At 71.4% G+C, this 13,169-nt stretch carries 10 protein-coding genes; 5 read left to right on the top strand and 5 right to left on the bottom strand.

Going from position 1 to position 13,169, the window contains the following annotated elements; translation table 11 throughout:
* Nucleotides 1–112: 112 nt before the first annotated feature.
* Nucleotides 113–538, bottom strand: a complete 426-nt coding sequence (locus AB0C66_RS09935) for a Rieske (2Fe-2S) protein (RefSeq protein WP_362435211.1) — start codon at nt 536–538, stop codon at nt 113–115.
* Between the two features lie 285 nt (nt 539–823).
* Between AB0C66_RS09935 and AB0C66_RS09930 the strand changes: the two genes are divergently transcribed.
* Entirely contained in the window at nt 824–1,822 is a 999-nt protein-coding gene (locus tag AB0C66_RS09930) for a LacI family DNA-binding transcriptional regulator (protein WP_362435208.1), read from the top strand.
* Between the two features lie 33 nt (nt 1,823–1,855).
* Complete coding sequence (locus tag AB0C66_RS09925) at nt 1,856–2,791, top strand: carbohydrate kinase (RefSeq protein WP_362435205.1); 936 nt, start codon at nt 1,856–1,858, stop codon at nt 2,789–2,791.
* A 90-nt stretch (nt 2,792–2,881) separates the two neighbouring features.
* Here AB0C66_RS09925 and uvrA read toward each other — a convergent pair whose 3' ends face one another.
* Nucleotides 2,882–5,905, bottom strand: a complete 3,024-nt coding sequence (gene uvrA, locus AB0C66_RS09920; protein ID WP_362435203.1) for an excinuclease ABC subunit UvrA — start codon at nt 5,903–5,905, stop codon at nt 2,882–2,884.
* Nucleotides 5,906–6,131: 226 nt separating this feature from the next.
* On the opposite strand from uvrA, the gene AB0C66_RS09915 reads away from it, so the two are divergent.
* The 3 genes from AB0C66_RS09915 to AB0C66_RS09905 all read left to right on the top strand — a co-directional run bounded on the left by AB0C66_RS09915 (nt 6,132) and on the right by AB0C66_RS09905 (nt 8,946).
* Nucleotides 6,132–6,860, top strand: a complete 729-nt coding sequence (locus AB0C66_RS09915; protein WP_362435201.1) for a maleylpyruvate isomerase family mycothiol-dependent enzyme — start codon at nt 6,132–6,134, stop codon at nt 6,858–6,860.
* Between the two features lie 4 nt (nt 6,861–6,864).
* Nucleotides 6,865–7,521, top strand: coding sequence for an MBL fold metallo-hydrolase (locus AB0C66_RS09910; protein ID WP_362435198.1), 657 nt, complete (start codon nt 6,865–6,867; stop codon nt 7,519–7,521).
* Between the two features lie 90 nt (nt 7,522–7,611).
* A complete protein-coding gene (locus AB0C66_RS09905) occupies nt 7,612–8,946 on the top strand; it encodes an MFS transporter (protein ID WP_362435195.1) in 1,335 nt (444 codons plus the stop codon).
* A 143-nt stretch (nt 8,947–9,089) separates the two neighbouring features.
* On the opposite strand, the gene AB0C66_RS09900 is transcribed toward AB0C66_RS09905, so the two are convergent.
* The 3 genes from AB0C66_RS09900 to AB0C66_RS09890 form a co-directional block, all read right to left on the bottom strand.
* Entirely contained in the window at nt 9,090–10,103 is a 1,014-nt protein-coding gene (locus AB0C66_RS09900) for a TerC family protein (RefSeq protein ID WP_362435192.1), read from the bottom strand.
* Nucleotides 10,104–10,449: 346 nt separating this feature from the next.
* On the bottom strand, nt 10,450–12,372 hold the full coding sequence (locus AB0C66_RS09895) for a TerD family protein (RefSeq protein WP_362435190.1): 1,923 nt from the start codon (nt 12,370–12,372) through the stop codon (nt 10,450–10,452).
* A gap of 141 nt (nt 12,373–12,513) precedes the next feature.
* Entirely contained in the window at nt 12,514–13,092 is a 579-nt protein-coding gene (locus AB0C66_RS09890; protein WP_362435187.1) for a TerD family protein, read from the bottom strand.
* Nucleotides 13,093–13,169: the final 77 nt, after the last annotated feature.

Here is a 13,169-nt window from a genome sequence, read left to right as displayed (position 1 = left end):
CCACCCTACTTGCGGGGAGTGACACTTCCGGTGCCCGGCGGACGCGGCGCCGGGGGCATCGACAGCGGCTCCGGGGGCGTCCGCGCGTGACGGGGCGTACGGCCGGTGGGCGTCAGGCGTCCGGGCCCGCGACGAGCTTCCCGCCCTTGGCGGTGACCGGGACGGCGGGCAGCGGCCGGGTGGCCGGGCCCTGGAGGACCTTGCCGGTCCGGGCGTCGAACTGGCTGCCGTGACAGGAGCAGCTGATCTTGCCGTCCTCGACCGCGTCCACCACGCATCCGGCATGTGTGCACACCGCGCTGAACGCCGTGTACGCACCGTCCGCGTCCCGTGCGACCACCACCCGGTCCTCCCGGTAGATCTTGGCGCCACCGGCCGGGACGGCGTCGGCCGCGCCGAGGTCGACGGGGGCCGTGGGGGTGGCGGGGGCCTTCGCGTCCCCGCCGCCCGCGGAGCAGGCGACGGCGCCGAGGCCCGCGGCACCGGCCAGGGCCGCGCCGCACAGCACGGTTCGTCGGGAGGCGGGCTGGCTGCTCATAGCGGGCTCCTGGTCAGGGTCGTGGCGTAACGACGATACCGGTACAGATCGCTCCGGCCGCCACCGCGGCCGGGCCGTGGTGGCGGGCGCGGCGGTGGTCGTGGTGGCGGGCGCGGCGGTGGTCGTGGCGGCGGTCAGGAACCGGGCATCGCGTAAACGCTTGCGCAAGCGTTTACGTCACGCCCCGGAGTGGTGTACGTTCCCCCGGCGGGCAGGACCGGTGGGGCGTGGCACATGGCGCGGCACGGCCTCGCGAGGACGGCGAGAGGGCGAGAGGGACGGCGGATGACGACCATGGCGGATGTGGCGCGGCGCGCGGGCGTGTCCGTGGCCACCGTCTCGCATGTGCTCAACGAGACCCGGCCGGTGCGCCCGGACACCCGCCGGGCGGTCCTGGACGCCATCGACACCCTCGGATACACCCCGAACACGCTCGCGCGCTCCCTGGTCACCGCGCGCACCCGGTCGATCGGGCTGGCCGTCTCGGCGATCAGCAATCCGTACTTCACCGAGATCCTCCAGGGGGTCGAGGCGCGCGCCCTCGAACACGGTTACAGCCTGCTGATCGCCGATCCGCACGATGACCCCGCCCATGAGCGCATGGTGGTCCAACTCCTCCATGAGCGGCGGGTGGACGGGGTGATCGTGGCCCCGTCCGCCGAGCCCTCGGCGCTGGTGGACTATCTGACCCGGCGCGAGGTGCCCGCGGTCTTCCTCGACCGGCTGGTGGGCGACGGCCATGACCAGGTGTGCGCCGAGAACACCGCCCCGGTCGAGCAGTTGGTCCGCCACCTCACCGGTCTCGGCCACACCCGGATCGGCATGATCGCCGGGGAGCCGGGGCTGAGCACCAGCACGGAGCGGATCGCGGGATACCGGGCGGGGCTGCGCTCCCATGGGCTGCCGTTCGCCCCGGAACTGCTGGCGGGCGGCCACTCGGAGGCGCGCGGCGCCGAGGAGGCCACCCAGCGGCTGCTCGCCCTCCCCGCCCCGCCCACCGCGCTCATCACCGCGAACAACGCGATGACCATCGGCGCGCTGCGCGCCCTGCGGGCGGCGGGTCTGGGCGTCCCGGAGGACATCGCGCTCGTCTGCTTCGACGACTTCTCCTGGGCCGATGTGTTCTCCCCCGGGCTCACCGCGATCGCCCAGCCCAGCCGGGAGATCGGCGGAACCGCGCTGGGGCTGCTGCTCGACCGGCTGGCGGACCCGGCACGGCCGCCCAGGACCGTCCGGCTGCCCTGCTCCTTTGTCCATCGCACCTCCTGCGGCTGTGCCGCCTGAGACCCCGGTCCGCACCAGGAAAGGATCCGATCCGTGATCGTCGTCGCCGGAGAAGCCCTGATCGACCTCGTGCCCGGTGGTGCGACGCCGCCGGGCGGTGAGCTGCCCGCTTTGCTGCCCCGGCGCGGCGGCGGCCCGTACAACACGGCGATGGCGCTGGCCCGGCTGGGCTCGCCCACCGCGTTCTGCTCACGGGTGTCCACCGACAGCTTCGGTGAGGCGCTGCTGTCCGGGCTGCGGAAGGACGGTGTGGACACCGCGCTGGTGCAGCGCGGCCCGGAGCCCACCACTCTCGCGGTGGCGTCCATCGGCGCCGACGGTTCGGCGGGCTACGGCTTCTATGTCGAGGGCACCGCGGACCGGCTGTTCGCCCTGCCGGAGTCGCTGCCCGACGGGGTCACCGCCCTCTCGCTCGGCACCTGTTCGCTGGTGCTGGAGCCGGGCGCCAGTGCCTACGAGGCGCTGCTGCGACGTGAGGCGGAGCGCGGGGTGTTCACCACGCTGGACCCCAATATCCGCACCGGTCTGATCGCGGACGCGGACGCCTACCGGGCCCGCTTCCGCGGCTGGCTGCCGTATGTGGGGCTGCTGAAGCTGTCGGTCGAGGACGCGCTCTGGCTGGCGGACTCCGATGACGTGGACGCGGCGATACAGGAGTGGCTGACGGCCGGTCCGGCCGCGGTGGTGCTCACCCACGGCGGGGACGGGATGAGCGTGCGCTGCCGGGACGGCGGTGGCCGTGCGGTGCCGGGTGAGCGGGTGGAGATCGTGGACACCATCGGCGCGGGCGATACCGTGAACGCCGCGCTGCTGCACCGGCTCGCGGGCCATGACGCGCTGTCGGCGTCCGCGCTCGGCACGCTGGACGAGGCGGTCTGGCGGGATGTGCTGGGCTTCGCGGCGCGGGCGGCCGCGATCACCTGCTCACGGGCAGGCGCCGAACCGCCCTACGCCGCCGAGCTGATCTGACGCAGCGGGGCCTCCCGGCCGGGTGGCCCACCAACTCCCATGGCCCGGCCCGCCGTTCAACACGGCGGGCCGGGCCACAGGCGCGTAGCGCTACTTACCGGCCGCCTTCTTGGCCGCCGCCTTCTTCGTGGCGGCCGCGGCGGCCGTGGCGGTCTTCTTGGCGGCGGTCTTCTTCGCCGCGCTCTTGGCGGGCGCCTTCTTGGCCGCGGTCTTCTTCGCTCCGGCGCTGTTCTTACCGCCGCTGCGCGCCGCGGGCACCATCGCGTCGCTCACCCGGTCGCCCAGCATGTCCCGCAGGAACTTCCCGGTGTGGCTGGCCGGAACGGAGGCCACATTCTCCGGGGTGCCCTCGGCGATCACCAGACCACCGCCGCTGCCGCCCTCGGGGCCCATGTCCACCACCCAGTCGGCCGTCTTGATCACATCGAGGTTGTGCTCGATGACGATCACCGTATTGCCCTTGTCGACCAGTCCGGAGAGCACACTGATCAGCTTGCTGATGTCCTCGAAGTGCAGCCCGGTGGTGGGCTCGTCGAGCACATAGACGGTGCGCCCGGTGGACCGCTTCTGGAGCTCACTGGCCAGCTTGACCCGCTGGGCCTCACCACCGGAGAGGGTCGGCGCGGGCTGTCCCAGCCGGACATAACCGAGCCCCACCTCGTTGAGCGTGCGCAGATGGCGGCTGATCGTGGGCACCGCCTCGAAGAAGTCGAGCGCCTCCTCGATCGGCATGTCCAGCACCTCGGCGATGGACTTGCCCTTGTAGTGCACCTCCAGGGTCTCCCGGTTGTAGCGCGCGCCATGACAGACCTCGCACGGCACATACACATCCGGCAGGAAGTTCATCTCGATCTTGATGGTGCCGTCACCCGAGCAGTTCTCGCAGCGGCCGCCCTTGACGTTGAAGGAGAAGCGGCCCGGCAGATAGCCGCGCACCTTCGCCTCCATCGTCTCGGCGAACAGCTTGCGCACATGGTCGAAAACACCGGTGTACGTGGCCGGGTTGGACCGCGGGGTACGGCCGATCGGCGACTGGTCGACATGCACCACCTTGTCGACCAGGTCGTCACCGGCGACCCGGGTATGGCGCCCGGGGACCGCCCGCGCACCGTTCAGCTCACGGGCCAGATGGGTGTAGAGGATGTCGTTGACCAGGGTGGACTTACCCGAGCCCGAGACACCGGTGACCGCGGTGAGCACCCCGAGCGGGAAGGACACATTGATGTCCTGGAGGTTGTTCTCCCGGGCGCCGTGGACCGTCAGCTGCCGCTTGGGGTCCACCGGCCGCCGCAGCGCGGGCAGCGGGATGACCTTCTTACCGGACAGATAGTGCCCGGTCATCGACTCCTCGTTGACCAGCAGCTCGCTCAGCGGTCCGCTGTGGACGACCTTGCCGCCGTGCTCACCGGCGCCGGGGCCGATGTCCACCACCCAGTCCGAGGTCTTGATGGTGTCCTCGTCGTGCTCGACCACGATCAGGGTGTTACCGAGGTCGCGCAGCCGCACCAGTGTCTCGATCAGCCGGTGGTTGTCGCGCTGGTGGAGACCGATCGACGGCTCGTCCAGCACATAGAGCACCCCGACCAGACCGGAGCCGATCTGGGTGGCCAGCCGGATCCGCTGGGCCTCGCCGCCGGAGAGGGTGCCCGCCGCGCGGTTGAGCGAGAGATAGTCCAGGCCGACGTCGACCAGGAACCGCAGCCGCTCGTTGACCTCCTTGAGCACCCGCTCGGCGATGGTCTTCTCGCGGGCGGTGAGCTTCATGCTCCGCAGGAACTCGGCACAGTCGCTGATCGACATCGCGGAGACCTCCGCGATGGACCGGCCCTGCACGGTGACCGCGAGCACGATCGGCTTGAGCCGGGTGCCCTCACAGGTGGGGCAGGGCACCTCGCGCATATAGCCCTCGAAGCGCTCCCGGCTGGAGTCGCTCTCCGCCTCCGAGTGGCGCCGCTTGACGAAGGGCACCGCGCCTTCGAAGGCGGTGGTGTAAGCGCGCTGACGGCCGTAGCGATTGCGGTAGCGGACCTCGATCTGGGTCTTGTGCCCTTGGAGCAGCGCCTTCTTGGCGCGCTGCGGCAGCCCGGCCCAGGGGATGTCGGTACGGAAGCCCAGTGCGTCGGCGAGCGCGCCGACCAGCCGACCGAAGTAATCCTTGGTGTGGCCGTGGGACCAGGGGTGGATGGCGCCCTCGTCGAGCGACTTCTCCTCGTCCGGGACGATCAGCTCGGGATCGACCTCCATCCGGGTGCCGATGCCGGTGCACTCCGGGCAGGCGCCGAACGGTGAGTTGAACGAGAAGGAGCGCGGCTCCAGCTCCTCGAACGACAGGTCGTCGTACGGGCAGTAGAGGTGCTCGGAGAACATCCGCTCACGCTGCGGATCGTCTTCGTCGAGATCCACGAAATCGAGGATCACCATGCCGCCGGAGAGCCCGAGCGCGGTCTCCACCGAGTCCGTCAGCCGGCGCTTGGCGCTGTCCTTGACGGTGAGACGGTCGATGACCACCTCGATGGTGTGCTTCTCCTGCTTCTTCAGCTTGGGCGGCTCGGTCAGCTGGACGGTGGTGCCGTCCACCCGGGCCCGGCTGTATCCCTTGGACTGGAGGTCGGAGAAGAGGTCGACGAACTCCCCCTTGCGCTCGCGCACCAGCGGCGAGAGCACCTGGAAGCGGCTGCCCTCGGGCAGCTCCAGCACCCGGTCCACGATCGCCTGCGGCGACTGGCGGGCGATGGGGCGGCCGCATTCGGGGCAGTGCGGTTTGCCGATCCGGGCGAACAGCAGCCGGAGGTAGTCATAGACCTCGGTGATGGTGCCGACCGTGGAGCGCGGATTGCGCGAGGTGGACTTCTGGTCGATGGACACCGCCGGGGACAGGCCCTCGATGAAATCCACATCGGGCTTGTCCATCTGGCCCAGGAACTGACGGGCGTAGGAGGAGAGCGACTCGACGTAGCGGCGCTGCCCCTCGGCGAAGATCGTGTCGAACGCGAGGGACGACTTGCCCGACCCGGACAGACCGGTGAAGACGATGAGAGAGTCACGCGGGAGGTCGAGCGAGACGTTCTTGAGGTTGTGCTCACGAGCGCCACGGACGGTGAGACGGTCGGCCACGCCGGTCGGCACCTTTCTTGAGAGAGGTGGGTGTGCCGGGCCCGCTTCCGGGGCTCCCTGCCGATGAGCAGGAACGGAGCGGAGCGAAGCCCCCAGACCAAGAGTATGAGGGCGCCTCGGCGATGTCTTAAGGATGCAGCACGCCGAGCCTATAGCACGCACATTCGATTTGCGGGGGTAGTGAGCCGGGTTCACCCGAACGTGTGGCTCGCACTACGGTCGGGACATGAGCGACTACGCATCCGACGCCGCCGCCGTCACCGAGGCGACGAACCGGCTGCTGACGGCGGTCGCCCGGCTGGACGACACCGCCCTCACCGAGCCCTCCGCCCTGCCGGGCTGGACCCGCGGCCATGTGCTGGCGCACCTGGCGCGCAACGCCGACGCCCTGGTGAACCTGCTCACAGGGGCACGCACCGGCGAGGAGATCCCGATGTACCGCGACGACAAGGCGCGGGACGCCGAGATCGCACGGGACGCGGCCCGTCCGCTCCCGGCCCACCTGGACGATCTGCGCACCGCGGCCGCCCGCTTCGACACCGCGGTCGCGGCGCTCCCGGTGGAGCACCGGTCCCGCGAGGTCACCCTGCGCGGCGGGGTACGCGAACCGGCCGCCGGACTCCCGCCGCGCCGCCTGGCCGAGGTCGAGCTGCACCATGTCGACCTCGCCATCGGCTACACCGTGGCGGACCTGCCGGCCGAGTCCGTCGAGCGCCAGCTCGACGTCCTCACCTCTACAAGGTTGGCGGGGCACCCCGCTATTCCCCCGCTGCGGCTGACCGTGCCGGGCGCGGACTCCGCGCGGCACACCGGCCGGGCCGCGGCGCCGGACGAGACCCCGCTGACCGTCAGCGGCTCCCCGGCCGCCCTGCTGGGCTGGCTCACCGGCCGTACGGACGGCGCGGATCTGTTCTGGGCGGGCGGCCCCGCCCCGGTGCTGCCGCCACTAGGCTGAGGCCATGACCTACAGCGGAGCGGTGACGGTCGGCGGACCGGCGGACGTGCACGAACTGACCGATCTCATGATCTCGAAGGTCGCGGTCGGCCCCATGCACAACAACGCGTATCTGCTGCGCTGCCGGGCCACCGACGAGCAGTTGCTGATCGACGCCGCCGCCGAGCCGGGCACCCTGCTCTCCCTCATCGGCGACAGCGGGATCGCCTCCGTGGTCACCACCCACCGCCACCAGGACCACTGGGACGCGCTGCGCGAGGTGACGGAGGCCACCGGCGCCCGTACCTACGCGGGCCGTTATGACGCGGAGGGCATCCCGGTACCCACCGACGTCCTGGTGGAGGACGGCGACACCCTGCGCGTCGGCCGGGTCGAGCTGACCGCCCGCCACCTGGTCGGCCACACCCCGGGCAGCATCGCGCTGGTCTACGACGACCCGCACGGCCACCCCCACGTGTTCACCGGCGACTGCCTCTTCCCGGGCGGGGTCGGCAACACCTTCAAGGACCCCAAGGCGTTCCAGAGCCTCATCCACGACGTCGAGACCAAGATCTTCGACCGGCTGCCGGACGAGACCTGGGTCTACCCCGGCCACGGCGACGACACCACGCTCGGCGCCGAGCGCCCGCAGCTGGGCGAGTGGCGCAAGCGCGGCTGGTAACGACCCTCCGCGCGCCGCCGGAGCCCCCGGCCCCTCCGTACGCCGTCGTCCGCCCCGTAACCGGTGGCGGGTGACGGCGGTTGGCGCGGCATGCACGCTGACCGCTCCCCGTCCATGGCCCGACTCGCCGCCGCGTCCCTGGCCGGTACCGCGATCGAGTTCTATGACTTCTTCGCCTACGGCACGGCCGCGGCCCTCGTCCTCGGCCCGCTGTTCTTCCCCACCTTCTCCCCGCTCGCCGGGACCCTGGCCGCCTTCTCGACCTTCGCCGTCGGCTTCATCGCGCGGCCGCTCGGCGCCCTGCTCTTCGGGCCGCTCGGGGACCGCCACGGACGGCGGCCGGTCCTGGTCGCCTCGCTGCTGCTGACCGGTCTGGCCACGGTCGCGGTGGGCTTCGTTCCCACCTACGACTCCATCGGGGTCGCCGCCCCCGTACTACTGCTGATCCTGCGCTTCCTCCAGGGGCTCGGGGTCGGCGGTGAATGGGGCGGTGCGGTGCTGCTGACCGCGGAGCACGCGCCCGCCCGGCGGCGCGGGCTGTGGTCGGGCTTTCCGCAGATCGGCCCGGCCGTCGGATTCCTGCTGGCGAACGGCATCATGCTGGCCCTCTCGGCGATGCTCAGCGACGCCGAGTTCCGCTCCTGGGGGTGGCGGGTGCCGTTCTGGGTGGCGGGGGTGCTGGCGGGCGCCGGGCTGCTGCTGCGCACCCGGCTGACCGAGAGTCCGCGCTTCCGTGAGCTGGCCGAGCACGGTGGGCGGGCCACCGCCCCGCTGACCGAGGTGGTGCGCGGCCACTGGCGGCTGGTGCTGCTCACCGCGGGCGGGCTGGCGGTCGGCTACGCCGTCTTCTACGCGGTCAGCACCTGGTCCCTGGCGTACGGCACGGAAACGCTCGGTGTGGACCGTACGGTCATGCTGGGCTGCATCATGGCGGCGGTGGCGGTGATGGGTGCCCTGACCCCGCTGGCGGCCCATCTCGGGGACCGCTTCGGACGGCGGCCGATGTGTCTGGCGGGCTGCGCGGCCACGGTGGTGTGGATGTTCCCGATGATCGCGCTGCTGCGCACCGGGGAGCCCCCCTTGATGTTCCTCGGCTTCGCGGTGGCGCTGCTCGGCTTCATCACCATGTTCGCGGTGATCTCGGCGTATCTGCCGGAGCTGTACGAGGCACGGGTGCGCTGTACGGGTGCGGCGGTCGGCTACAACCTCGGGGGCGTCCTGGGCGGTGCGCTCACCCCGGTGGTGGCCACGGCGCTGTCGCACGGCGACGGCCCGCCGTGGGAGGTGGCCGGCTATCTGACCGCGGTGGCCCTGCTCAGCCTGGGCTGTTTCGCACTGCTGCCCGAGACGCGGCCGACGGCCGACCACTCCGTGGAGGAGCGGCCGGCCGTACGGCCTCTGGAGGCAGGAGAGGCGCCCGCCTGATGGAGGGGGCGCCTTCCCGGGCGCGCGCACCGGGTGCGTCGGAGTGGGCGCCGGGCGGGGCGCCCGCACCGGGTGCTCGGAGTGCGCGCCTGGTGAGGGGAGTCGGACGGGGGCGCGCGGGACGATGCGCGCCCTGGCGTGGGTCAGACGTCCACGCTGTCCTTCTCCCGCTTCGGATCATCGGCCTCGGGTGTGGTGCCGGCCTCCGCCGCGGCCTGCTTCTTCGAGGCGTAGAGGCTGGTGACCGTGGTGATCGCGAGCACCGCGCAGATGACGCCGAGCGAGACCGGGATGCTGATCTCGGGGACGGCCACCCCGGACTCGTGCAGCGCGTGCAGCACCAGCTTCACACCGATGAAGCCGAGGATGACCGACAGCCCGTACGAGAGGTGGACCAGCTTCTTGAGCAGTCCGCCGATGAGGAAGTACAGCTGGCGCAGACCCATCAGGGCGAAGGCGTTGGCGGTGAAGACGATGTACGGGTCCTGGGTGAGACCGAAGATCGCGGGGATCGAGTCCAGTGCGAACAGGACGTCCGTGGTGCCGATCGCCAGCATGACGATCAGCATCGGCGTCATCAGCCGCTTGCCGTTCTCCCTGATGAACAGCTTGGTGCCGTGGTACTTGTCGGTGGACGGGACGCGCCGCTCGACCGCCTTGAGCAGGCGGTTCTCCTCGAACTCCTCGTCTTCCTCACCGGAGCGCGCCTCCTGGATGAGCTTCCAGGCCGTCCAGATGAGGAAGGCGCCGAAGAGGTAGAAGACCCAGGAGAAGGTCGAGATGATCGCCGCGCCGCCGGCGATGAAGATTGCCCGCAGCACCAGCGCGATCAGTACACCGACCATCAGTACGCGCTGCTGGTAGATGGTGGGCACCGCGAACTTCGCCATGATCAGGACGAAGACGAAGAGATTGTCGACGCTCAGCGACTTCTCGGTGATGAAGCCCGCGAAGAACTCCCCGGAGGGCTGGCCGCCCGCGAAGAACAGCAGGCCGAGGCCGAAGAGCCCGGCGAGGGCGATCCAGACGGTGGTCCAGATCCCGGCCTCCTTGAGGGAGACCTCATGCGGTTTGCGGCCGCCGATGAAGAAGTCGACGGCTATGAGGGCACTGAGACCGGCGATGGTCAGTGCCCACATGGTCAGGGAGACAGTCACGGTTCCTCCGGCATGTGTGCGGCAGTTTCAGCGTGTCGCTGCCGGAGGTCTCTTCCGCCCGCGCGTGCGCACGGGCCGATGCCCCGGGATCGCGTCCGGCCTTCAGCGAAAGACGGTCACGATCCGTGGTGACGGGAACACCGTTCGGGAGTACTCCCCTCCGTAGGAAAGAGAGTACAGGAATGCCCATGGAAGAGTAAAGAAAGAGGCAAAAGTGCAGGTCGGAAGGGCTTGCCAAGTCAATGCGCAAGCCAGTGCGCACCCGCGGTGACCGGATCGCGGGCCACCGCGGGACGCTGACGGAGCGCGTCCGGACGGGCTCCGCCCGCCCTACCTGCCGCCCGCCCTACCTGCCGTACGCCTCCCTGGCGCGCGCCACCTGGCCCATCACCTGCCACAGCACCTGGCTGCCCGCCGGGGCGAGCGAGGGCTCATAGGTCCAGGCGTGCCCCACCCAGGGGTCGGCGAGATGGTCGTCGGCGACCGGGGTGATCCGCAGCAGCGACCGCCACAGCGGGTCCAGCACCGGTCCATAGCCCCGTGCGTCGTCCCGGTCGGCGACCATCATCAGATGCACGCCCACCGAGGGCCCCTCGTCCGCGAGATAGCGCAGCTGGGTCACGGCCCGGTCGTCGAAGCCGTGCGGGAAGTCATGCACGATCAGCAGCTGCTCGGCGGGGTCCACATCCGGCGGCAGCGCGTCCGCGGCACCGCTGCGGACCGCCATCTGCACCAGGTCCACCCGGCGGGTCAGCGCGGCGAGCGTCTGGCTCACGCCCTGGGCCCCGGCCATGGGCGCCCGCAGCGCGCCCGACTCCAGCAGTGGGGCGTACGAGGCCGAGGCCGACCCGGCCGGGTCGATCACCTGGAGCTGGAACTCCCCCACCGGATAGACGGCCAGCAGCCGGGCGGCGATGGCCACCGCGGTGTCCGACGCCAGCTTGCGCAGCCCCCCGGACTCCAGCATCGCGCTCTCGAGCGAGCCGCTCCGGCCGGAGTCGATCCACAGCCCGCGCTCCAGCGGCAGCCGCACCAGCATGGGGATCCGCAGCTCGGTGCTCTCGGGAAGGTGCAGATCGCCCAGGCGCAGGGCCATCGGGATCTCCATCGGTACCTGGTAGCCCTGCCATACCGGGCCTTCCCAGCGGGCGTACGCGGGCGGCAGCGCGGGCTCGACCACCTCGGCCTCGGCGGCGAGCTGCGCCAGGTCGCGGTCGAGCGCGGCACGGGCCTGGTCCACCAGCGCGGAGTGCTTGGCGCGCGCCTCCGCGCGGGCGGTGTCGGCCGCGGCGCCGATCCGGGAGCGGGGATCGGAGAGCACCCGGTCCAGCTCCTGCTCCATCCGCGAGTCCGCGAAGTCCACGGCGCTGCGGTAGGCGGCGGTGGTCCGGGCCAGGTCCTCGAACATCCCCCAGACCTGGTTGTAGAGCCGCTCGTCCATCGTCCAGCCGGAGGCGTCGCCCGCGACCGGGCGCGCGGGCTGACCGGGCGCGGCGGGCGGGACGGCCGGCGGCGGGGTGGGCGGGGTGGCCGTACGGCGGCCGGGGTGCTGGTAGCTGACCGGGCCACCGGAGCCGGACGCGGCGGGCGTCTGCGGCTGGGCCGGGCCCGGCGCCTGGGCCGGGACCGGGCCGGGCTCGGAGCTGCCGCCCGCGGTGGCGGTCCGCACCCGTCCGTCGTCCCCGGAGCGGGGAGGCGGCTGGGCGACCGAACGGGCCATGCCCCGGGCCACCGCCTCATTGATCTCCGCGGCGAGTTCGGCGGCCCGCGGCAGCCCCTGGTCCTGGAGCATCGCGGCGAGCCCGCCCGCGTACCCCTGGCCGACGGCGCGCACCTTCCAGGCGTCCTGCCGACGGTACAGCTCCAGCGCGACCACCGCGGACTCCTCGTCCAGACCTGCGACCGTGTAGCTGGCCACCTCGGTGCCGTCGAGCCCGGTGACGGCCGCGAACGGGGCGGCCAGGGCGCCGAATCGGACCGGGCCGCCGACACCGGTCGGCAGCGCGAGCAGCACGGTGACCCGGTGGACGCCCTCGGGCAGCGCGCCGAGATCGACGGCGAGCCGGTGGTCCGCCGCGGCCTGCTTCGGCACCTCGACACCGGGCAGCTGCGGGGAGGCGGGGTGGGCGACCCGGTCCGCCCCGCGCACCGTGCCCTGTTCATCGCCGAGTGTCACCCCGGCCACGATCGGTTTGCCCGCCGAGATCCGGATCTCCAAACGGGTCTGGGGCAGAGGGTGGTTCTGCCCCCGCACCAGCTCGACCGTCATCGCTGCGTCCCCTCGTTGTGTGCCGTTGTACGCGTCGCGTATGTCGTGTGCGTCAGGTGCGTCGCGTGCGTCGTGTGCGTCATGGCCGAACAGATCGGCCCGGCGGGCGGATGCGCCACCGGGCCGACGGACAGCGGCGCCTTACAGATGCGGCAGGATGTGCGGCATCAGGTCCTGGAAGGTACGGCCGTTGGCCGGTTCGCCCACGGCCTTCATCTGCCAGCCGCTGCCCACCCGCTGCACCTTCGCCATGATCTGCGCGGTGTACTGACCGCCGCCGGTGAGGGTGTAGCGCGCCAGCTCCTGGCCGTTGGTCTCGTCCACCAGACGGCAGAACGCGTTCTGCACCTCGGTGAAGGTCTGACCGGTGAAGGAGTTCACGGTGAAGATGATCTGGTTGATATGCACCGGAACCCGCTGGAGGTCGACCAGGATCGCCTCGTCGTCGCCGCCCTGACCGGCGCCGCCGACCAGGTTGTCACCGGTGTGCCGCACCGAGCCGTCATCGCTCACCAGATGACGGAAGAACACGACGTCGGTGGGCTGCTGGTCGGCGAAGAGCACCGCCGACGCGTCGAGGTCGATCTCCCGGGTACGTGATCCGAACAGCCCACGGCGAGGCGCCGCCTGCCAGCCCAGCCCCATCCGCACCGCGGTCAGGGTGCCCCCGTCGGCCTTCTGCAGGCTGATGGCCTGACCCTTGGACATGTTGACAGTCACGTGCTGTCCCCACTCTCGTCTCTCGAAGCCCCGTGGCCTGCGCATGGCGCGGCCCTGGTCCGCCGGAATGCGCGGCC

This window comes from Streptomyces sp. NPDC048636 (assembly GCF_040650655.1).
In the GTDB taxonomy this organism is placed as follows: domain Bacteria; phylum Actinomycetota; class Actinomycetes; order Streptomycetales; family Streptomycetaceae; genus Streptomyces.
Note: the sequence above shows the minus strand (reverse complement) of the source record. Positions and strands in the feature narration are given on the sequence as shown.

What these genes read in the sequence shown, in the direction of transcription:
- AB0C66_RS09935 (WP_362435211.1), bottom strand. Translation starts at nt 538, where the DNA reads ATGAGCAGCCAGCCCGCCTCCCGACGAACCGTGCTGTGCGGCGCGGCC.
- AB0C66_RS09930 (WP_362435208.1), top strand. Translation starts at nt 824, where the DNA reads ATGACGACCATGGCGGATGTGGCGCGGCGCGCGGGCGTGTCCGTGGCC.
- AB0C66_RS09915 (WP_362435201.1), top strand. Translation starts at nt 6,132, where the DNA reads ATGAGCGACTACGCATCCGACGCCGCCGCCGTCACCGAGGCGACGAAC.
- AB0C66_RS09910 (WP_362435198.1), top strand. Translation starts at nt 6,865, where the DNA reads ATGACCTACAGCGGAGCGGTGACGGTCGGCGGACCGGCGGACGTGCAC.
- AB0C66_RS09905 (WP_362435195.1), top strand. Translation starts at nt 7,612, where the DNA reads ATGCACGCTGACCGCTCCCCGTCCATGGCCCGACTCGCCGCCGCGTCC.
- AB0C66_RS09895 (WP_362435190.1), bottom strand. Translation starts at nt 12,372, where the DNA reads ATGACGGTCGAGCTGGTGCGGGGGCAGAACCACCCTCTGCCCCAGACC.